Raw genomic sequence first — 20997 nt, forward strand, 5'->3', positions numbered from 1 at the left:
GCCGCTGGCTCCCCTGCCGTGCGGCTAGCGGACAGCCAGCTCACCAGTTCGAGAGATGCGCAAGACCCGAACCGGCTCCGATCCGTGTGCCTCGCCGACACGTCCGAAACGACCACCGCTTCACGGACTCTCGCGGAGTTCTTCCAAGCGGCGGAGCACATCGCGGACCGACAGGACCAGGAAGTCTGGATCGAATGGTTTCGTCAGGTAGGCGTCCACCCCGGCAGCCGTCGCCCGCTGGATATCGGCGGGGTGGCCCTGGGTCGTCACCATGACGATCGCGATGTGCCGGATCCGCGGGTCCGCGCGGATCGCGGTCACGGTCGAGATCCCGTCGAGTCGGGGCATCATGACGTCGACCGTGATGACGTCGGGGAGCGCCTCGGTGGTGCGCAGGAAGTTCAGACAGTCGACGCCATCGACCGCCTCGTCGACATCGAATCCGGCGAGCTCCATGTTGGTCCGGATGAGGAATCTGATCGAGGGAGTGTCGTCGACAACAAGCACTCTGGGCACCGTCAACAGCGTAGTCGGTGTGGGGTATGCTCACACCGCAGTTGGCCGTATCGGCCCCCGTAGCTCAGGGGATAGAGCGCCGCCCTCCGGAGGCGGAAGCGGAGGTTCGAATCCTCCCGGGGGCGCCACGCAAAAACCGGACCCTGACCCGAGATTATCCCGGCGTCCAGGATTCCGCCGGACAGGGCATACCGTGCGCCCGACCTTTTGTTGGAGCACCGGTGACAGGGGCGTCAAGTATCCCGCACGGCCATTGAATTGACCTGCGTCGATGTCTTGGCACCTCACCTTCAGTGATGTTCTTCGATGAAGATGAGCGCGGGATGAACACGCCGAGGAGCGTGACGCGATCGGCTCACGTTCGCCGTGGTGTGTCGCGTGAGTGAACGAGTCCTTCCCGCAGACCAAAGGAGCTCGACCATGACCACTGGAACCCAGCAGCCGTTCGATGCCGAGGCGACGACAGCCGAGTTGAACTATGCATTTGACGGGGTGTTCACCCGCACCGAGATCGCTGACGCCGTCGCCGGCGCACGGCGCGCTCGCAGATCGCTGCCACCTTCGCCGTCCACCTCCCACCGGGTCGCGTTCACGTCCGGTCGGCTGGGTCCAGGCCCGGCGGTGACCTCAACCCCTCGCGGTCTAGGTACTTGCGCAACGAGGCATCACGTTGAGCAACTGCCCTGGCTTTCCCGGCTGAAACCTTCTCCTGCACGCCGTCAGCCGATGGGTTGCCAATTCGGCGTGCGGCAGTAGCGTCGACAGCACATTCGTCGTCGAGAGGGAGCATCATGCCCACACGTACAGCCCGCACCGCCTGGGAAGGCAGCATCGAGCAGGGATCCGGACAGGTCGAGCTCACCAGCTCGGGCCTCGGGACGTTCGAGGTCTCCTTCCCGCAGCGCACCTCCGAGGACGGAGGCGGCGTGACGAACCCCGAAGAGATGCTCGGCGCCTCGCACTCGGCCTGCTACGCCATGCAGCTGTCTGCCGTGCTCGGCCAGGCCGGCGGAACGGTCCACTCGCTCGAGGTCAAGGCCGATGTCTCGATCGGCTCCGACCCGGCCGGCGGGTTCAAGATCACCGGGATCGCCCTCACGGTTCGTGGGGAGGTCGACGGCGTCGACGACGCCGGCTTCGTCGCTGCGGCTGAGGACGCGAAGGTCGGCTGCCCCATCAGCAAGGCGCTGGCGGGGGTCGACATCACGCTCGATGCAGCGCTCGAGACCGCCTAGTACCCCACGAAGGACCCCCGACCGGTGAAACCCTCCATTCCCGGACGCCTGCACGCGCTCGGTCTGGTCGCGCCACGGTTCGACCACGCCGTCGACGTCGTGCGCCACCTGACCTGCGTCCAGTCCCAGCTCCATGACATGGCGCTGTGGTCAGTGGCTCGCCGGACCCCCGGCCTCACGTTGGCGGACGCCCGTGCCGCGTTCGAGCGCGGTGATTTTCTCCGGACGCACACCATGCGAGGGACGTGGCACTTCATCGACCCTGCGGACATCCACTGGCTGCTCACGCTGACCGCGCCGCGGATGCGGCAGCAGATGTCGTCGACCAACAAGGCCATCGGGCTGAGCGACGAGCGACTCGATCAGTGCGCCGACGTGATCGTCCAGATGTTGGCCGCCGGAACACCCCACACGCGACCCGAGCTGGCGGCAGGGCTCGAGGCGGCCGGTCTCCTCCATGCGGGTCAGGAGCTCGCGCACGTCGTCATGCATACCGAGATCAGCGCCCTGATCGTCAGCGGGCCGATGCGCGGCAAGCAGCACACCTACGTTCCGCTGCCCCCACCACCGATCCTGCCTGACCGCGAGATCCTGCTCGCCGAGGCAGCCACACGCTATGCCCGCGGGCACGGACCGGTTCGGGACAAGGACCTTGCGTGGTGGACGGGCCTGACCCTGACAGACAGCCGCCGGGCGATCCAGCTGGCCGGTCTACGCCAGATGCTGGTCGACGACGAGCAGTACTGGGCGCTGGACGAACCGATCGAGGCTGAGGTCCCACGAGTCATGCTGATGTCGAACTTCGACGAGTACATCTCGTACGCCCGCGATCCAGGGGACTACGCACGCTTCGCCGGCACGGCCAGTGACGTCATGCGCGGCGGCGGTCTGCTGATGATCGACGGCCGTTTGGCTGGCACCTGGACACGGACGATCTCGACGACCGCAGTCGAGATCGTGATCGATCGGGCTGCGCCCATGGGCTCGGCCACCCGGGCCGCTCTCGACGCCGAAGCCGCAACCTTCGGTCGGTTCGTGGACCGTGAACCACGACTCGTCTTGACGACCTGAGCGGCCTGCCGTGCCGACCCGGCATGTGGTCTACGGACCCTCCGTCTGATGGCGCCGCAACGGAGCCGCAATAAGGGCCGGGCCTGCCTGCGCACGGCTAGGACGTCGCGTTACGCTGGGGAGGTAGTTTTTCGTATGCGCCAGCACACAATTGGAAGAGGCGATCGAGGTCGTGGCCGAGTCCTCACAAGACCATTCAGCACCTGATTTCGGCACGAATCAGTGGCTCGTCGAAGAGATGTACGAGCGATTCGAGCAAGACCCGACCTCGGTGGACGAGACCTGGGTGACATTCTTCCGCACCGGGGACGGTCAGTCGCTGACTAACGGCTCGGCCGCGCAGCCCGCAGCCGCTGACGCGCAGGCCGCGCCCGCCCCGGCGCCGACCTCCCCCGCTTCGACGACTCCGCCCGCGCCCAAGACGAAGCCCGTCACGGTGACCCCGGCCCAGAGCCAGATCGCCGCGCCCCTGCACAAGGAGGCTGACAAGCCCCTGCCGCCCGTGGCGGAGGCTCCGGCGGCACCGGTCAAGTCGGTCGCGACCCCCAACGGCAAGCCGACCGAGCCCCCCGCCAAAGTCGGGCCCGGCGACGTCGAGAACGTGATCCTGCGTGGAGCCGCTGCCCGCACAGTGGCGAACATGGATGCCAGTCTCGCGGTGCCGACTGCGACAAGTGTCCGGTCGGTCCCGGTCAAGCTGCTGTTCGACAACCGAGTCGTGATCAACAACCACCTCGCCCGTGCTCGCGGCGGCAAGGTGTCGTTCACCCACCTGATCGGCTGGGCGATCGTCAAGGCGCTCAAGGCGATCCCGGAGATGAACACGGGCTTCGACGTCGTCAACGGCAAGCCCAACCAGCTCAAGCCCGAGCACATCAACTTCGGCCTCGCGATCGACCTCAAGAAGCCCGACGGCTCGCGCACGCTGCTGGTCCCCTCGATCAAGGCCGCCGACACCCTCGGGTTCGCGGCGTTCTGGGCCGCCTACGAGACGATGGTCAAGAAGGCACGCGACGGCAAGCTCGAGGTCGTCGACTTCCAGGGCACGACGGTCAGCCTGACCAACCCCGGCGGCATCGGCACCAACCACTCGATCCCCCGCCTGATGCAGGGCCAGGGCGTCATCGTGGGCGTCGGCTCGATGGAGTACCCCCCGGAGTTCCAGGGCGCCAGCGACCACACGCTCGCGCAGATGGCAATCTCCAAGATGGTGACGCTGACCTCGACGTACGACCACCGGGTCATCCAGGGCGCACAGTCCGGCGAGTTCCTCAAGACGATCCATGCCCTGTTGCTGGGCGAGGACGGCTTCTACGACGAGATTTTCAGCGCGCTGAAGATCCCCTACGAGCCGATCCGCTGGGCGCAGGACATCGCAGTCAGCCACGACGACGAGGTGCACAAGCAGGCCCGCGTCCTCGAGCTGATCCACGCCTTCCGTGTGCGCGGCCACCTGATGGCCGACACCAACCCGCTCGACAACACCCCCCGCAGCCACCCTGATCTCGACACAGCGTCGCACGACCTGACGCTGTGGGACCTGGATCGGGAGTTCGCGACCGGCTCGTTCAAGACCGAGAAGCGCTTCATGAAGCTGCGCGAGATCCTCGGTATCCTGCGCGACTCCTACGCCCGCACGATCGGCCTGGAGTACATGCACATCCAGGAGCCGGAGGAGCGCGCCTGGTTCCAGGAGCGCATCGAGCGTCCGCACACCAAGCCGCCGCGCGAGGAGCAGCTCCGCATCCTGCAGAAGCTCAACCAGGCCGAGGCCTTCGAGACCTTCCTGCAGACCAAGTTCGTCGGCCAGAAGCGATTCAGCCTCGAGGGCGGCGAGACCACGGTCCCCGTGCTCGACGAGATCTGCGAAGCGGCAGCGGCAGACCGGCTCGAAGAGGTCTGCATCGGCATGGCCCACCGCGGCCGGCTCAATGTCCTGGTCAACATCGCCGGCAAGCACGCCAGCTCGGTGTTCCGCGAGTTCGAGGGCAACATCGATCCCCGCACCGTCCAGGGTTCTGGTGACGTCAAGTACCACCTCGGCGTCGAGGGCGAGTTCACCTCCGGCAACGGCGACAAGATCAAGGTCTCGGTCGCGGCCAACCCCTCGCACCTCGAGGTCGTCGACCCCGTGCTGGAAGGCATCGCCCGCGCCAAGCAGGACCGGCTCAACCGTGGCGCCGACTACCCCGTGCTCCCCGTGCTGGTGCACGGTGACGCGGCGTTCGCCGGCCAGGGTGTCGTCGCCGAGACGCTCAACCTGTCGCAACTGCGTGGCTACCGCACCGGCGGCACGATCCACCTGATCGTCAACAACCAGGTCGGCTTCACGACCTCGCCGTCCTCGTCACGCTCGTCGACGTACTGCACGGATGTCGCGCGGATGATTCAGGCGCCGGTCTTCCACGTCAACGGCGACGACCCGGAGGCCTGCATCCGTGTGGCGCACCTGGCATACGAGTACCGCCGGACGTTCCACAAGGACATCGTCATCGACCTGGTCTGCTACCGCCGTCGCGGCCACAACGAGGGCGACGACCCCAGCTTCACGCAGCCGCTGATGTACGACACGATCAACGCCAAGAAGTCGGTGCGCAAGCTCTACACCGAGGCCTTGGTCGGACGTGGCGACATCACACTCGACGAGGCGGAGGTCGCGCTCAGCGACTACCAGGCGCAGCTCGAGCGCAACTTCGCCGAGGTCAAGGAGGCCGCGGCCGATCCGCGTTACTCACGCACCCCGGACTACCCGGACAAGCCCGAGCACGCCGGCGAGCTGATCACCGCCATCACGCCCGAGACCATGAAGGCGATAGCGGACTCGTACACCAACGTTCCCGAAGGCTTCACGGTCCACCCGAAGGTGCTGCCGCAGCTGCAGCGTCGAGCGGCGTCGATCTCGGCCGGCCCGATCGACTGGGGCACTGGCGAGATCCTCGCGATGGGCTCGTTGCTGCTGGACGGGCGCCCCGTGCGCCTCGCTGGCCAGGACTCCCGCCGCGGCACGTTCTCCTCGCGCTTTGCCACGATCATCGATCGGAACAACGCCAACGAGTGGACCCCGCTCTCGCACGTGGGTGACGAGCAGGCCACGTTCTACATCTATGACTCGTTGCTGAGTGAGTACGCAGCACTGGGCTTCGAGTACGGCTACTCCGTGGCCCGACCCGAGGCGCTGACGATGTGGGAGGCCCAGTTCGGCGACTTCGTCAACGGCGCCCAGTCGGTCATCGACGAGTACATCTCGGCCGGTGAGACCAAGTGGGGCCAGAAGTCCGGCGTCGTGCTGCTCCTGCCGCACGGATACGAAGGTCAGGGTCCCGACCACTCCTCGGCCCGGATCGAGCGCTTCCTCAACCTGTGCGCGGACGATGCCATGACGGTCGCGCAGCCCTCCACCCCCGCGTCGCACTTCCACCTGCTGCGTCGCCAGAGCTTGGAGGGTCAGCACCGTCCGCTGATCGTCTTCACGCCCAAGTCGATGCTCCGCAGCAAGGCAGCCGCGTCACAGCCCGAGGACTTCACCTCAGGCCGGTTCCGTCCGGTGATCGGCGACGACTCGGTCGAGGCCAAGTCGGTCGAGCGGGTGCTGGTCTGCTCCGGCAGGGTGACGTGGGACCTGTTCGCCGAGCGCGAGAAGCGCGAGTCCGGCGAATCCAAAACCGCGATCGTGCGTCTCGAGCAGATCTACCCACGGCCTACCGCCGAGCTCAACGCCGAGATCGCCAAGTTCGTCAACGCCCGCGAGGTCCGCTGGGTGCAGGACGAGCCGGCGAACCAGGGACCGTGGCCGCACGTGGCCATGCACTTCAGCGGAGAGTTCGACGGACTCCCGCTGGTGCGGGTCTCCCGTCCGGAGTCCTCGGCGCCGTCGGTCGGCTCGCACAACCGGCACGTCCAGGAGCAGGCCGCGCTGATGCAGCAGGCATTCAGCTGATCCCGGCCGGACCAGGACACACCGATGTACTTCACTGATCGCGGCATCGAAGAGCTGCAGGCCCGCCGAGGAGACGAAGAGGTCTCCTTGGCGTGGCTCGCAGAACGGCTCAGCGAGTTTGTCGACCTCAACCCGGACTTCGAGATCCCGGTCGAGCGGCTGGCGACCTGGCTGGCCCGTCTGGACGACGAGGACGAATGACCTCGCTGCACGAGCAATGATCGGCCAGGTCGGCCCTTGCGGGGCCGACCTGAGCGACTGGACCTAGAGGGTCAGGACGATCTTGCCGAAGACGCTGCCATCGATGACTGAGGCCAGTCCGTCGGCCGCGTCGGCCATCGGGATCTCCCGGTCGATCAGCGGCTTGGTGCCCGTGACGTCCATGAACTGCGCGAGGGCGTGAAGCTCGTCACGGGTGCCCATCGTGGAGCCGTGCACGCGCATCTGCTGGAAGAAGATCCGGGTGAGCTCCGCGTGCGACGGCGCATCCCCCGATGTCGCGCCGGCGATCACGATGGTGCCTCCGGGGCGCATCGACTTGACCGAGTGCGACCATGTCGCGGCTCCGACGGTCTCGATGACGGCGTCGACCTTGCTGGGCAGCCGCGCGCCGGACTCGAACGCCTCGTGGGCGCCGATCTCGACGGCCCTGACGCGCTTCTCCTCGTCGCGGCTCGTGGCATAGACCCGGAAGCCGGCGGCGCGGGCCAGCGTGATCGCGGCAGTCGCCACTCCGCCTCCCGCACCCTGCACGAGGACCGTGTCACCCTGCTTGAGACCGGACTGCGTGAACAGCATGCGATACGCGGTCAGCCAGGCCGTGGGCAAACAGGCGGCTTCGGCAAAGGTCAGTCCAGCGGGCTTGGCGACGACGTTGCGGGTCGGGACGGTGACCGTCTCGGCGAACGTGCCCTGATGACGCTCCGACAGCAGTGAACGCCTGGGGTCGAGTGTCTCGTCGCCGCGCCACGACGGATCGCTGATGACGGCGTGGACCAGCACTTCGTTGCCGTCCTCGTCGAGTCCGGCCGCATCGCAGCCGAGGATCATCGGCAGCGACTCCTCACGCAGACCGACACCCCGCAGGCTCCACACGTCGTGGTGGTTGATCGATGCCGCCTTGACCCTGACCGTCGTCCAACCTTCAGGGACTTCCGGATCGGGCCGCTCGCCCACCACGAGGCCGTTCAACGGCTCCTTCGGATCGAACGAGCCTGCATAGACGGCGAACATGTGACTCCCTGTGCTGGTTGGTCAGTACGGACGGCGGGCAAGCCCCTCGCGACGCGCGGTATCGGTCACGGCACGGGTCACGGCCGCAGCGACCCGTGGATCGAACGGGGACGGGATGACGTAGGTCTCGCTGAGGTCGTCCCCCACCAAATCCGCGATCGCGTGGGCGGCCGCGAGCTTCATGCCTTCGGAGATCCGCGTGGCGCGGACGTCAAGTGCACCGCGGAAGATGCCGGGGAAGACCAGCACATTGTTGATCTGGTTGGGGAAGTCCGAACGACCCGTCGCGACCACGCGGGCGTGCCGCATGGCGATCTCCGGGTGAACCTCGGGGTGCGGGTTGGCCATCGCGAAGACGATGGCGTCTGGTGCCATCGAGGCGACCGCGGCTTCGGGGATCGTGCCACCGGAGACCCCGATGAACACATCTGCCCCGTCGAGCGCATCGGCGACCGTCCCGGCCTTGGCCCATGGTGCGGTCAGCTCAGCGATCTCGGACTTGACCTCGTCCAGGTTCACGCGTCCGGGATGGATCACCCCGGAGCGGTCGATGACGGCGATCTTGCGGACCCCTGCCGTCTGCAGCATCTTCATGATCGCGACGCCGGCAGCACCGGCACCGGAGATCACGACCTTGAGGTCGTCCAGCTCGCGGTCGGTCAGGCGCGCGGAGTTGATCAGGGCGGCCAGGGTGACGATCGCCGTGCCGTGCTGGTCGTCGTGGAAGACCGGTATGTCCAGGCGCTCGATCAGCCGGCGCTCGATCTCGAAGCATCGCGGGCTGGAGATGTCCTCCAGGTTGATGCCGCCGAACGTCGGCGCGAGTCGCACGATCGTCTCGACGATCTCGTCGACGTCCTTCGTGGCGAGCGCCACCGGGATGGCGTCGACGCCGCCGAACTGCTTGAACAGGACGGCCTTGCCCTCCATGACCGGCATCGAGGCCGCAGGGCCGATGTCGCCGAGTCCGAGGACTGCGGTGCCATCGGTGACGACCGCGACGGTGTTGGAGACCCAGGTGTACTCGTGGGCCAGCTCGGGGTCGGCGGCGATCGCCTCGCACACGCGGGCCACGCCCGGCGTGTAGGCCATCGCAAGATCTTCTGCATTCAGGATGGGGACCGAGGCGCTGATCATCATCTTGCCGCCGCGATGCAGGGCGAAGACGGGGTCGTCGGGGTCGGGCGAGTCAGTGTGCAAGTCGATGTCAGTCGCAACCATGATGGGGATTCCTCGGGCGTTCCGTACGTTCGTCATCGGGACCGATCAGGTCGCCGGCGCGGCAAGAGACCGCAATTCTGCACCCGCCAATCAGCAGGATTCACACGGGTTGTGCCCGGACCTCAGTCTCTCACACGGGCGGTTCTGCGCTCAGTGCGCGGGTCACTGGCGGGGCGAGCAGGCACGCCAGTGCGAGGACCGCGGCCCCGGCCAACAGACCGGTGATCCAGTCCGGCACGTCCGCGAGGTTGAACGCGATGAGCAGCTGGATGATCTGGGTGACGACGAGAGGGCTGCGGGCCCACCGATCACCCTCCGTGACCCGCCACGCCGCCCAAGCCTGGAAGAGCCCGTACGCGACGAGGATCACCACGCCCCCGACGCCGGCTCCGCTGCGCTCCCGCACGACGTCGACGAGGCTGAAACCGGCGAGCACGATGCTCGTGCCGGTCTCTACGAGGACCACGGAGGCTGCCACGAGAAGGAGAACTCTGGCAGCGCCGGAAGGTCGGCTGAATGGAGACACCGCGTCAGGGTAGTGACCATGTGATCCATCCGACAATTCGCGCACGCCCATTCCCCTTGTATTGCCCTGCACATGTTGAAAAGATGGGGTCACAGTCGTTGACCGGGCCAAACAGGCCTGCCTACGGCACAACACCGAACGGGAAGGAGTGTCCCCATGGATTGGCGCCACAAATCGGCATGCCTGGATGAGGACCCTGAGCTCTTCTTCCCCATCGGCAACACGGGTCCCGCCATCTTGCAGATAGAAGAGGCCAAGGTCGTATGCCGCCGCTGTGATGTCCGCGAACAGTGCCTGCAATGGGCACTCGAGTCCGGGCAGGATCACGGTGTGTGGGGAGGCTTGAGCGAAGACGAACGTCGTACGCTGAAGCGCCGCAACGCTCGGGCACGTATTCGTACTGCCTGACGTACGCACGTATCGGTGAACCCCGTGGCCTCGGCCGCGGGGTTCTTTGTATGCCAGGACCGAGTCAGACGCCGAACGAGATCGCGACCGTCGTGCCGCCACCGGCTCGTTGCTCGAAGGCCAGTGAGCCGTGCAGCTCGCCCTCGACCAGCGTTGTCACGATCGAGAGACCCAGGCTTCCCGCCGGATCGAAGTCGGCCGGCAGGCCCGAGCCGTCATCGCTGACCCGCAGCCGGATCCGGTCGCGGATGCGGTTGACCGCCAGGGTCAACGTCCCGCCCTGCTCGTCGAAGGCGTGCGCCGACGCGTTCTGGATCAGCTCGGTCAGGACCATCGCGAGCGGCGTTGCGACCGAACCGGGCAACACGCCGAACGAACCGATGCGATCGGCGTGGACCCGGCCCGCGCCGAATGTCTCCTCTGCCACGTCAAGCACGGTTCGCAGCAGCCGATCAGCGATCTGGTCGAACGCGACGTTGTCCTCGAACGACTGGCTCAGGGTCTCGTGCACCAACGCGATCGAGCCGACCCGTCGCACCGCATCGTCGAGTGCGGCCCGGGCCTCGGGCAGCTCGGTACGGCGCCCCTGAAGCCTGAGCAAGGCTGCAACGGTCTGCAGGTTGTTCTTGACCCGGTGGTGGATCTCACGGATCGTCGCCTCCTTGGAGACCAGCTCGCGCTCCCGCAGCCGCAGCTCGGTCACGTCACGCAGCAGGATCAGTGATCCGTCGCGCGCACTGTTGGAGCGCAGCGGAATGACCCGCAGCAACAGGGACGCGGCGGCATTCTCGATCTCGGCCTCGGTGCTCGCGTCGCCGCCCAGGATCCCGCGAGCTCCGCGATCTGTGGGCCGCCGGTCGACCAGCCCGCTGGTGACGTGACCGAGCTGGGTGCCCACCAGATCGCCGACCAGGCCGAGGCGCCGGTAGGCCGACATCGCGTTGGGGCTGGCGTAACGCACCGTGCCAGCCGAATCGGTGCGCACGAAGCCATCACCGACGCGCAACGAGTCGGCCAGGTCCGACCGGCTGCCCGGCAGCGGGAACTCGCCCCCGCGAATCATCTCGGCGAGGACGCCCGCGGCCTCGAAGTAAGCCGTCTCGAGCGTCCCTCCCCCGCGCAGTCCCGGCTCGGCGTTGCGCCGCGCGATCACGGCGATCGTGCTGTCGACCCGGCGGACCGGGATGAGCTCGACCCGTACCTCTCGCCCGTCGGGCAGCGTCTCGACGTAGACCGAACCGATCCGTCCGGAGGCCAGCGCTTCCTCCAGCTGGTCCACGCGACCGGCGGGCAGGAACGTGCCGGCCATGTCCTCCAGCAGCGTCGTCGGGCCTGTCGTCGGCCTGATCTGGGCGCCGGCCCACATCCCCTTGGCCTCCGAGTCCGGGACCCACAGCACCAGATCTGAGAACGACAGGTCCGCGATGATCTGCCAGTCGGTCACCAGGGCGTGCAGCCACGCAACGTCGTCGGGGCGCAGTGACGTCTGGAATCGCGTGATGTCGTCCAGCGAGGGCACCAGACCAGACTAGACCGCTGGCCGTGGCACGATGGAAAAGTGTCTGAGGCGTACTGGCAATCGGTGATGCAGAGCGGGATGGACGTGCCCGCCGACCGGAGCCTCGACGAGTGCACCGTCGAGCTCGTCGAGATGTTGGGACATCCCAACCCACGCTGGCGCGAGGACCTCGCCTATCCACTGCTGACCTCGTGGCTGACCAAGGGCGTGTACGACGAGCTGCTGGCCGGTCTGGGCGACGGGATAGCGCCGGGCCTGCGGTACGGGCTCGGGCACGACGGCGACGTCTCGGTCATGCGCCGCTCCTACAGCGCCCTGATGCTCGCCGAGATCATCGGGCGCGACAACAACGAGCACCTGATGTCGGCATCATCAGTCCTGGACTGGGGCGACCGCGCGACGGCCTGGTATGTCCGCGAGCAGGACCACCGCGGCTGGATCCCCGAACAGGGCTGGGCCAACTCGATCGCCCACGGTGCCGACCTGCTGGCCGCGCTGGCCCGCTCACGTCACTTCGGCCGGCTCGAGCTCACGGTGCTGCTCGACGTCATTGCCGACCGGGTGCTGACACCGACGTCGTACATCTGGCGGCACGGCGAGGACGACCGGCTGGCGTACGCCGTCATGACGCTGCTGCACCGCAACGAGCTCGACCCCAGCATCGTCGAACCGTGGCTCGCACGGCTCGGCGCCGGCATCAAGCCGCCGAGGACCCGCGGCCACCTCGAGGCCGAGTGGCCCTCCCCCGGGGTGCGCAATGCGTCGTCGTTCCTTCGGGCCCTGCACCTGCAGCTGGCCCTGGGGGTCCAGGGTCGCGACGACCTGCGCGCCGATGCCGAGCTGTTCGCCGAGCAGCCGGCCCACCGGGCCGACCTGCTGCTCGCCGTGCTCGACCAGATCCGCGCCGAGACCCCCTGGCTCTACCGGCCGACGACCCGCGCCCGACCGCTCCCCTGATCGCGACGACGTACCGTCCAGTAACGTGCGTCACATGAGCGAGACCGAACCCAGAGAAGGTCACGGCGGAGTACACGCCGTCGACGTGGCCCGCGCACATGGCGTCCAGCACATGTTCACCCTGTCCGGCGCCCACGTGTTCCCGATGTACGACGCCGCGGTCAAGGCCGAACCAGCCATGCCGATCATCGACGTACGTCATGAGCCGACTGCGGTGTTTGCCGCTGAGGCGATCGGCAAGCTGACCCGCACGCCCGGGCTCGCAGTCCTGACCGGGGGACCCGGTGTGACCAACGGCGTGAGCCCCATCGCGCAGGCGAGCTTCTCGGGCTCGCCGCTCGTCGTCGTCGGCGGCCGCGCCCCCAACAACCGCTGGGGCTCGGGCAGCCTGCAAGAGCTCGACCAGCCGCCGATCGTCGAAAGCATCTCGAAGTCATCGACCACGGCCCGCACGGTCGACGACATCGCGCCGACGATGGACCAGGCATTCACCCTCGCCGGATCGTCGCACCGCGGACCCACCTTCGTCGACGTCCCGATGGACGAGTTCTTCAACAGCACGAGTGTCGCGACCCAGTCACGGGGCAACACGACCGCGCCGATCGAGCCGGACTCAGCAGCACTCGGACGGATCGCCGGTCTGCTTGCGGGGGCGGTGCACCCCGTGCTGGTGCTCGGAACCGACGTCTGGGCCGATCACGCCGAGGACGCCGCGCTGCACTTCGTCCAGGAGACCGGCATCCCGGTGATCGCCAACGGCATGGGCCGCGGCATCATCCCCGGCGGCCACCCCCAGCTCGTCACGAAGGCGCGGTCGACCTCGTTCAACGCCGCTGATCTCGTGATCGTCGTCGGCACGCCCCTGGACTTCCGCCTCGGCTACGGCATCTTCGGCGGGAAGGACGACACGACCGCAGCACGGACCGTGCACATCGCCGACTCACCCGGGCAGGTCTCGACCCATGCCGAGCTCGCGGCGTCCGCGAGCGGTGACCTCACGATGGTCTTCGCAGGGGTGCTCTCGGCCCTGCAGTCGACATCCGGCAACCGCCCGGACTGGTCTGCGTGGCTCGGGACGTTGCAGACCGAGGTCGCCGCCGCCACGCAGCGCGACAGCGAGCTGCTCCGCGCCGAGGCCGATCCGATCCACCCCGCTCGCATCTACGGCGAGCTCCTGCCCCGCCTGGCCGATGACGCGGTGGTGATCGGAGACGGCGGCGACTTCGTGTCGTTCGCTGGCAAGTTCGTCGAGCCCAGGCGGCCCGGCGGCTGGCTCGACCCCGGCCCCTACGGCTGTCTGGGCGCCGGCATGGGAGCCGCGATGGCCGCTCGCATCGCCCGTCCGTCGAGCCAGGTTGTCCTGCTCTACGGCGACGGTGCCGCTGGGATGTCCTTGATGGACGTCGACAGCCTGGTCCGTCACAACCTGCCGGTCGTCATGATCGTGGGCAACAACTCGGCCTGGGGTCTGGAGAAGGGACCCATGCAGTGGCTGTACGGCTACGACGTCGCGGCTGACCTGGCGCCGCAGACCCGCTACGACCAGGTCGTGACCGCGCTGGGCGGCGGCGGCGAGATGGTGACCGACCCGAAGGAGATCGGGCCCCCGATCGATCGCGCGTTCGCCTCGGGCATCCCCTACCTGGTCAACGTCATGACCGACGTCAACGCCGCCTACCCCCGCAACACCACCGGCATCTGAGGTGCTCGTCCGGCCTGCACGGGCGGACGAGCACGTCGCCGTCGGTGAGCTGACCGTCGCGGGATATGACGCCGACGGCTACCTCACGCTGCCCGACGGGACGTTCGACCACGAGTACGGCGGCTGGCTCGTCGATGCCGCACCGCGTGGTCAGGCGGATGGTCTGCTGGTCGCCGTCGAAGAGGACGAGCTGCTGGGCACCGTGACGTGGTGCCCGTACGGCTCGCCGTTCGCTCAGCTCGCGACCGAGCCGAACCAGGGCGAGCTCCGCACGCTGTCGGTCGCACCGCACGCCCGCCGGCTCGGTGTGGGTCGGGCGTTGGTTGCAGCGTGCCTCGACCGTGCTCGCGCCGAGGACCTGACCGAGGTGGTGCTCTGCTCGCTGCGGGAGATGCTCCCGGCGCACCGCCTCTACGAGTCGTTCGGGTTCACCCGCCGACCCGAGCTCGATCTCGAGCCTCTTCCCGGCGTCGACCTGTGGGCGTTCTCGCTCAGGATCTGACTGGCACGCCGGGCCCCACGGACCGCCGGAACGTCCGGCGAGCCGCTCGGGTGATCGACTCCCACGCGTGCCGGTAGGCCAGTCCTCCCGCAAGTGACGTCAGCACGGCGAGCGTCGGCACGTGGTCCTCCAGGTGCGGGTAGATCTGCCACTGGGTCAGGTAGATGTACAGCGAGGCGGCCGCCAGAGCCGCCGTGGCCCGCGCGAGCCAGCCCGGCAGCACGATGGCATGCGCCCATACCAGCAGCAGGACGCCGGCGACGACCACTGCCTCGCGACGCGGATCACCGAAGAAGCCCACCACCGACACGACGGCTGCGAGTGAGACCACGATCCGCTGCCACCTGGTACGGGCCCGCGCAACGGCCCAACCCAGCACGAAGCACCAGAGCACGATCGACGGCGTGTATCGCTCGGTCGGGCCGGCCTCGATCCCGGTCAACGCATATCGGAGCAGCAGGGCACTCGCGAGGAGCCCCAGCGCGAACCCGTACGGCGCACGGCGCTCGAGCCGGTGCGCCCACGGCAGCGCCAGCGCAGCCAGCACGACGACCTGCGTCCAGATGATGACCTCGAGGAACCAGAACTGCCACTGGACGGTCCACGTGTTGCTGCCCTCGAGTCCGTTGAGGAAGAACACCGTTCCGGCGTGATACGTGCCCAGCAGCGCTGCCACACCACCGATCCACACCATGCAGGGCAGCGCGAGATGAGCCACCGACGCGAGTCCACCGCGCAGCCTGGCGAGTCGGGGCTGGTCGGTCAGCTGGAACCGGGCGAAGTTGTAGCCCACCACAGCCAGCAGGACGTGCGCGCCACCAGGGATCGTCCACAGGTTCGCATGTGTGCCCAGGACCAGCAGGATGGCCACGCAGCGCAGGACGATCGTCATTTCGACACTGACACCGCGGGTCTGTCGTGCACGTGGGACGAGCTCTCGGATCGGTCGGCGGTGCCAGCCTCGCGGCGTCGCGACCCCGAGCTGTCCGAGCCGGACCGACACCTCGACGTACGACAATGAGTCGCCGCGCAGCGTCGTGAAGCTGTCGTCGGGGGTCGCGTCGGGGCGTTCCAGCAGCTCGGCGTAGAGGTCCCTGATCTGTTCGACCAGAGTCGGGCCCGATGTCGGCGAGGCGATCCGAGCCTCCTGGTCCGGCCGCAAGCGTGCCCGCCGCTCGAGTGCTGCGTAGTCGGTCTTGCCGGCCGAGGTCCGGGGCATCTCCGGGACCGGATCGACCGTCACGAGGTGCATCGGCAACCCACAGTGCGTCGCGAGGGCCGAACGGAGGCACGGGATGTCAGGTGCTCCGTCGACACAGACCGTGACACGGTCACCGGCCGAGACGCACCGCACTTCCAGTCCGCAGCCGTCGAGCGCACGTTCGGCTCGGTCGAGGTCGATCCGGAGGCCGGCGACCTTCGCGATCCGGCTCCGCCGGCCGACCCACTCCAGGCTGCCGTCCGGGTGCTGTCGGGCCAGGTCGCCGGTCCGCAGCTCGGTGAGCTCGGGTCCGCGAGCCAGGTCGGCCGGCGTCGTCGCGTAGCCCATCATGACGTTGGGGCCGGTGTAGACCAGCTCGCCAACGCCCTCGTCGAGCGCGGGATCGGGCTCGATCGTGAAGTTGCCTCCGGGGATCGGCACGCCCAACGACTCAGGCCGTGCCAGGGCTGTCTGGGGTGGCAGGTAGGCCATGCGCGCTGTTGCCTCGGTCTGGCCATACATCGCGTAGAAGTCCCAACCGCGCTCCTGCCCCAGCCGCGCGTACGCGCCGATTCGCTCGGGTGCCATCCGCCCTCCCGCCTGCGTCACGTGCCGCAGCGAAGGCAGGTCACGATCGACGAAGTCGGTCGACTCCAGCAGGTCGAAGGTGTACGGCACCCCCGCAAAAGACGTCGCTCGAGCATCCTGCGCAAGATCCCACAGGCAGGCGTCGACGACGGACAGATCGGTCATGACCAGCGCGGCGCCGCTCAGAAGGTGGCTGTTGACGACCGAGAGTCCGTAGCAGTAGTGCATCGGCAGGGTCGTGATCGCGCGGTGGCTGTCGTCGATGCGTAGGTAGTCGGCGATGCTCAGTGCGTTGCTCACGACGTTGTCCTGACCGAGCCGCACGAGCTTGGGCGAGCCGGTCGACCCGGAGGTCGACATCAGCAGGGACAACTCCGGATGCAGGTCGTGCCGGGTGCCGCTGCGCCGCTCGACGAAGCCACCCACCGAAGGGTCCAGCACGACATCGGGGTCGTACGCGTCCACGATGCCGGCCAGTGCGGCCGGGTTGTCGCCCGGAACCAGCACGACGGCATGTCCGTGCGCCATGGCCGCGAGATAGGCGACAACGGTCTCGACGGTGTTGGCGCCGCCAAGCACGACAAGCCGCTTGCGGTCCGTCAGAACCTCACGGTGCTCCTCGATCCGGTCCGCCACGTCGGCGTGGCTCAACGTGGCTTCCCGCGTGATCAGCGCGTCGCGGCTCCCGTAGGAGCTGAGGCTCGCGAAGGCACTGCGCTCAGCGATCATGGCTACCTGATGCGGCAAACACCACGACCTGACCGGCCACGGTGACCGTCACGTGGTCGCCGACGACCGGGAGCACCGATCCCATCACCCGGGCGTCGACGGTCTGGCCGCCGTCGAGCAGGGTCAGGGCGAGCGTCGCGTCGTGGCCGAAGAAGTTGACCTGGTCGACCCGGGCCTCCGCCCCGGACCCATCGGTGGCGATCGCGATCTGCTCGGGACGCACCAGGATCTGCGCCGCCCCGTGCGGACTGCCAGCAGCAACCGGCAACCGTCCCAGCGCGCACGTTGCGATGCCGTCGGCCACGGTCCCCGGAAGCACGACGACGCTCCCGACGAAGCGCGCGACGGCCGGATCGACCGGCGAGCGGTAGAGCTCGACCGGTGGTGCGACCTGAGCGACCCGTCCGTCCCTCAGCACCGCGACCTGGTCACACAGCGCCAGCGCCTCGTCCTGGTCGTGGGTCACCAGGATCGCTGTGGCGCCCGTCGACCGCAACGCCCGGACCACGGCTCTGCCGGTCTCGACTCGCAGGCCGGCGTCGAGTGATGAGAACGGCTCGTCGAGCAGGACGACGTCGGGCCGGGGGGCCATCGCACGGGCCAGCGCCACCCGCTGCTGCTGGCCTCCGGACAGCTGGTGCGGCTGGCGCCGAGCCAGCGCGGGGTCCAGGCCCACGAGCGTCAGGACCGCGTCGAGGTCGAACGTGCGCCGAGCAGAGCCGCGGATGCCGAACATGATGTTGGCCGCGACGTCCAGGTGCGGGAACAGCGCGCCCTCCTGTGGGACGTACCCGATGCCGCGGCGCTGAGGTGGCAGCCCACGCCCGTCGCGAACCAGGGAGCGACCCGAGGCGCTGATCGAACCCGACTCGGCGTCCAGGAAGCCCGCGATGATCCGCAGCAATGTCGTCTTGCCACCGCCCGACGGTCCGAGCACCGCGACGACTGAGCCCGTAGGGATCGAGAGGTCCACACCGTCCAGCACACGATTCGGTCCGTAGGACTTGTGGATGTCCGAGACCAACAGACCCGTCATGCGGCACCTCCGAGGGACGGCCGGCGACTCAGCAAGTAGGTCGCGGGCAATGAGATCAGGACCATCAGGAGCGCATAGGGCGCTGCGGCCCCGTACGCCACCGACGACGAGCTCGACCAGAACTGCGTCGCCAGGGTCGTCGTCCCGATCGGGGCGAGCAGGAGTGTCGCGGTCAGCTCGGTCGTCACGGCGAGGAACACCAGCGCACAACCGGCTCCGATACCGGGCGCGATCAGCGGGAACGTCACCCGCCGCGCGGTCGTGAGCCTCCCGGCACCCAACCCGTGAGCCACGTCCTCGAGGACAGGTGCGGACTGCTCCACGGCAGATCGGACGCTCACGAGCGCGCGCGGCAGGAACATGATCGCGTAGGCCGCCACCAGCAGGCCGTACGTCTGGTACGTCGACGGCAGGTAGTTGATCGACACCGTCACGAGCGCCAACGCCACGACGATTCCGGGCAACGCATTGGCGATGTACGCGCTCCGCTCGATCGTGGTCGTCCGGCGCGTGCGGTAGCGCACCGCGAGCCAGGCGACCGGGATCGACAATGCGACGGTGATCAGGGCCGCCACGAGACCCAGACCCACCGAGGTTCCGGCGGCTTCGGCAATCTCGCCGATCGGGAAGGCCGTCGACGATCCGATGATGAGCCACCGCACCAGGCTGTACAGCGGCAGTCCGAGAGAGGCCGACGACAGCAGCACGAGTCCCGCGAGGACCGGGGCGCGCCAGCGGCCGAGTCGGGCCGGCTCGGCTTGCCGGAGCACTCCGCTGCCGATGCGCGCGAAGCGGCGGTTCGCCCGCAGTCGCAGGTCGATCATGAGCAGGACCAGGCAGCACAGGACCAGCACCGAGGCGATCACGTTCGCCCCGGCACTGTTGAACGATGAGTTGTACTGGTCGTAGATCGCGGTGGTGAACGTCGGGAACCGCAACATCTGCAGCGCTCCGAACTCCGCCAGCAGGTGCAGACCCACGAGCAGCGCACCACCGATCATGGCCGGCCTGAGCTGGGGCAGCACGACTCGTACGAACGTCCACGCCGGCGTGTTGCCGAGCGAGCGGGCGACCTCCTCCAGCGCCGGGTCGAGCCCGCGCAGAGCCGCTGCGGTCGGCAGGTAGACCAGGGGGAAGTAGGACAGCGTGACGACCAGCAGGGCGCCGCGATAGCCCTCGACGCCCGATGCCAGCGACGACCAGGCATAGCTGTTGACGAACGCCGGGATGGCCAGCGGCGCGGCCGCCAGCACGTGCCACACGGCCCGTCCGGGGACATCGGTGCGCTCGACGATCCAAGCGCATCCGACGCCCAGGACCGCGCTGGCGAGGCAACCCCCGATCACGAGCCGGACCGTGTTCGACAGCAGCTCACCCATCCGCGGCCGGACCAGCAGGTCCCAGATCTCGTGACCGCCGAGCGTCGCGGAGTAGACCACGACGTAGCCCAGGGGGATCAACGCGAAGGCAGCCACCGCAGCAGACACCAGCACGAGCGACCGCGGTGCCGCCTCCCGGCGTCGGTGCGGCGCCGCCCTGCGCGTCTGCTTGCCGATCAGAGGAATCCTTCGCTCTGCAGCATCGCGATGACCGTCGGACCGTTCAGCGACGAGAGGTCGACGACCGGCGGCTCGAGCTCGGACAGCGGCTTGACCCCCTGCCCGAGGTCGATGTCGGCGTTGAGCGGGTACTCCAGCGCATAGCTGTCGGCGAGGGCCTGCTGCCCGGTCCGACTGGCGAGGAAGGCGACGAACTTCTGCGCGTCGGTCTGGTGCTTGCTGGACTTCAGCACCCCGGCGCCCGAGACGCTGAGGAACGCTCCCGGGTCCTGGTCGCCGAAATAGTGCACGGCCGAGTCGTTGCTGTTGTCGCCGGACTCCTGCTGATCGCGGTACCAGTAGTAGTGGTAGATCACTCCGGTGTCGATCGTTCCCGCGTTGACCTCCTTGAGGACGACGTTGTTGCCCTGGTAGACGGTGCCGTTTGCCTTGAGCCCCGCCAGCCAGCTCTTGGTTGCGGCCTCACCCTCGAGCTGCAGCACAGCGCTGACGATCGCCTGGAAGTCGGCGCCGGTCGGCGAGAACGCGACCCGGCCCTTCCACTTCGGCTCGGCCAGGTCCAGCAGGGACTTCGGCAGGTCCGCGGTGCTCACCTTGTCGGTGTTGTAGACCAGCACGGTCGACCGGGCGGCGAATCCCATCCACTTGCCGCTCGTTGCGCGGTACTGCTCCGGCACGAGGTCGAGTGTCGTGCGGTCCAGGTCGGCGAACAGGCCCTTGCCCTCCACGAGGGACATGGCCGGGGAGTTCTCGGTGAGGAACACGTCAGCAGGTGAGGCTCCACCCTCCTGCACAAGCTGGTTGGCGAGCTCGAAGTCGCTGCCGTTCCTGAGCTTGACCTCGATGCCGGTCTCCTTGGTGAAGATCGGGGCCAGGGCGTCGAGCAGCTCCTCGTGCTGGGCGTTGTAGACCGTGATCGATGGCCCGTCCTCACCACCGCATGCCGCGAGGGGCAGCATCGTCACGATGGCAACAAGTGCCCCGGCAAACCGCTTGGTCTTCACAGCTGACTCCTCGAAATAGGGTTGCCTAACCTTAGGCCACCGCGCAGCGCCGA

General features: G+C 68.0%; 17 protein-coding genes and 1 tRNA gene. 9 read left to right on the top strand and 9 right to left on the bottom strand.

Going from position 1 to position 20997, the window contains the following annotated elements; all coding sequences use genetic code 11:
* Positions 1-120: 120 nt before the first annotated feature.
* Positions 121-516, bottom strand: a complete 396-nt coding sequence (locus tag C6I20_RS10545) for a response regulator transcription factor (protein ID WP_254052110.1) — start codon at positions 514-516, stop codon at positions 121-123.
* A gap of 53 nt (positions 517-569) precedes the next feature.
* Between C6I20_RS10545 and C6I20_RS10550 the strand changes: the two genes are divergently transcribed.
* The 5 genes from C6I20_RS10550 (at position 570) to C6I20_RS17120 (ending at position 6960) form a co-directional block, all read left to right on the top strand.
* Positions 570-644: transfer RNA gene (locus tag C6I20_RS10550), tRNA-Arg, on the top strand.
* Between the two features lie 663 nt (positions 645-1307).
* Complete coding sequence (locus C6I20_RS10555; RefSeq protein WP_118395931.1) at positions 1308-1751, top strand: OsmC family peroxiredoxin; 444 nt, start codon at positions 1308-1310, stop codon at positions 1749-1751.
* Between the two features lie 24 nt (positions 1752-1775).
* The gene (locus tag C6I20_RS10560; RefSeq protein ID WP_118395932.1) at positions 1776-2822 is read left to right on the top strand and encodes a winged helix DNA-binding domain-containing protein; all 1047 of its coding nucleotides are present in this window, start codon (positions 1776-1778) and stop codon (positions 2820-2822) included.
* A gap of 172 nt (positions 2823-2994) precedes the next feature.
* A complete protein-coding gene (locus tag C6I20_RS10565; protein ID WP_118398815.1) occupies positions 2995-6759 on the top strand; it encodes a multifunctional oxoglutarate decarboxylase/oxoglutarate dehydrogenase thiamine pyrophosphate-binding subunit/dihydrolipoyllysine-residue succinyltransferase subunit in 3765 nt (1254 codons plus the stop codon).
* A gap of 24 nt (positions 6760-6783) precedes the next feature.
* A complete protein-coding gene (locus C6I20_RS17120) occupies positions 6784-6960 on the top strand; it encodes a DUF6104 family protein (RefSeq protein ID WP_162891260.1) in 177 nt (58 codons plus the stop codon).
* A gap of 63 nt (positions 6961-7023) precedes the next feature.
* Here C6I20_RS17120 and C6I20_RS10570 read toward each other — a convergent pair whose 3' ends face one another.
* The 3 genes from C6I20_RS10570 to C6I20_RS10580 form a co-directional block, all read right to left on the bottom strand.
* Positions 7024-7992: a zinc-binding dehydrogenase gene (locus C6I20_RS10570; protein ID WP_118395933.1), complete on the bottom strand. Its 969-nt coding sequence runs from the start codon at positions 7990-7992 to the stop codon at positions 7024-7026.
* 21 nt (positions 7993-8013) lie between these two features.
* Positions 8014-9213 carry an NADP-dependent malic enzyme gene (locus C6I20_RS10575; RefSeq protein ID WP_118395934.1) on the bottom strand — a complete coding sequence of 400 codons (1200 nt, stop codon included), beginning with the start codon at positions 9211-9213 and terminating at the stop codon, positions 8014-8016.
* Positions 9214-9343: 130 nt separating this feature from the next.
* Entirely contained in the window at positions 9344-9691 is a 348-nt protein-coding gene (locus C6I20_RS10580) for a hypothetical protein (RefSeq protein ID WP_118395935.1), read from the bottom strand.
* Between the two features lie 204 nt (positions 9692-9895).
* On the opposite strand from C6I20_RS10580, the gene C6I20_RS10585 reads away from it, so the two are divergent.
* On the top strand, positions 9896-10147 hold the full coding sequence (locus C6I20_RS10585; RefSeq protein WP_082530375.1) for a WhiB family transcriptional regulator: 252 nt from the start codon (positions 9896-9898) through the stop codon (positions 10145-10147).
* Positions 10148-10211: 64 nt separating this feature from the next.
* On the opposite strand, the gene C6I20_RS10590 is transcribed toward C6I20_RS10585, so the two are convergent.
* Positions 10212-11666, bottom strand: a complete 1455-nt coding sequence (locus C6I20_RS10590; RefSeq protein ID WP_118395936.1) for a sensor histidine kinase — start codon at positions 11664-11666, stop codon at positions 10212-10214.
* A 39-nt stretch (positions 11667-11705) separates the two neighbouring features.
* On the opposite strand from C6I20_RS10590, the gene C6I20_RS10595 reads away from it, so the two are divergent.
* From C6I20_RS10595 to C6I20_RS10605, 3 genes are read left to right on the top strand one after another with little or no spacing between them, the layout of a single operon-like run.
* Complete coding sequence (locus tag C6I20_RS10595; protein WP_254052111.1) at positions 11706-12623, top strand: DUF2785 domain-containing protein; 918 nt, start codon at positions 11706-11708, stop codon at positions 12621-12623.
* 34 nt (positions 12624-12657) lie between these two features.
* Positions 12658-14325 (top strand): acetolactate synthase, encoded by a 1668-nt coding sequence (locus C6I20_RS10600; protein ID WP_118395938.1) that lies wholly within the window; start codon positions 12658-12660, stop codon positions 14323-14325.
* 1 nt (position 14326) lies between these two features.
* Positions 14327-14827, top strand: a complete 501-nt coding sequence (locus C6I20_RS10605; RefSeq protein ID WP_118395939.1) for a GNAT family N-acetyltransferase — start codon at positions 14327-14329, stop codon at positions 14825-14827.
* Here C6I20_RS10605 and C6I20_RS10610 read toward each other — a convergent pair.
* The 4 genes from C6I20_RS10610 to C6I20_RS10625 form a co-directional block, all read right to left on the bottom strand.
* Complete coding sequence (locus C6I20_RS10610) at positions 14817-17345, bottom strand: AMP-binding protein (RefSeq protein ID WP_118395940.1); 2529 nt, start codon at positions 17343-17345, stop codon at positions 14817-14819. The two genes, C6I20_RS10605 and C6I20_RS10610, sit on opposite strands and share 11 nt — an antisense overlap.
* The gene (locus tag C6I20_RS10615) at positions 17335-18381 is read right to left on the bottom strand and encodes an ABC transporter ATP-binding protein (protein WP_118395941.1); all 1047 of its coding nucleotides are present in this window, start codon (positions 18379-18381) and stop codon (positions 17335-17337) included. Before C6I20_RS10615 ends, C6I20_RS10610 begins: the two co-directional genes overlap by 11 nt.
* The gene (locus tag C6I20_RS10620) at positions 18378-19868 is read right to left on the bottom strand and encodes an iron ABC transporter permease (protein WP_254052112.1); all 1491 of its coding nucleotides are present in this window, start codon (positions 19866-19868) and stop codon (positions 18378-18380) included. Before C6I20_RS10620 ends, C6I20_RS10615 begins: the two co-directional genes overlap by 4 nt.
* 68 nt (positions 19869-19936) lie before the next feature.
* Positions 19937-20944 (bottom strand): iron ABC transporter substrate-binding protein, encoded by a 1008-nt coding sequence (locus tag C6I20_RS10625; RefSeq protein WP_254052113.1) that lies wholly within the window; start codon positions 20942-20944, stop codon positions 19937-19939.
* Positions 20945-20997 lie beyond the last annotated feature (53 nt).

The sequence above is a fragment of the Aeromicrobium sp. A1-2 genome, from assembly GCF_003443875.1.
Classification (GTDB): domain Bacteria; phylum Actinomycetota; class Actinomycetes; order Propionibacteriales; family Nocardioidaceae; genus Aeromicrobium.

Excerpts from the sequence above, each read along its gene's own strand:
- C6I20_RS10555 (WP_118395931.1), top strand. The coding sequence starts at position 1,308 with ATGCCCACACGTACAGCCCGCACCGCCTGGGAAGGCAGCATCGAGCAG.
- C6I20_RS17120 (WP_162891260.1), top strand. The coding sequence starts at position 6,784 with ATGTACTTCACTGATCGCGGCATCGAAGAGCTGCAGGCCCGCCGAGGA.
- C6I20_RS10570 (WP_118395933.1), bottom strand. The coding sequence starts at position 7,992 with ATGTTCGCCGTCTATGCAGGCTCGTTCGATCCGAAGGAGCCGTTGAAC.
- C6I20_RS10575 (WP_118395934.1), bottom strand. The coding sequence starts at position 9,213 with ATGGTTGCGACTGACATCGACTTGCACACTGACTCGCCCGACCCCGAC.
- C6I20_RS10585 (WP_082530375.1), top strand. The coding sequence starts at position 9,896 with ATGGATTGGCGCCACAAATCGGCATGCCTGGATGAGGACCCTGAGCTC.
- C6I20_RS10600 (WP_118395938.1), top strand. The coding sequence starts at position 12,658 with ATGAGCGAGACCGAACCCAGAGAAGGTCACGGCGGAGTACACGCCGTC.
- C6I20_RS10610 (WP_118395940.1), bottom strand. The coding sequence starts at position 17,345 with ATGATCGCTGAGCGCAGTGCCTTCGCGAGCCTCAGCTCCTACGGGAGC.
- C6I20_RS10615 (WP_118395941.1), bottom strand. The coding sequence starts at position 18,381 with ATGACGGGTCTGTTGGTCTCGGACATCCACAAGTCCTACGGACCGAAT.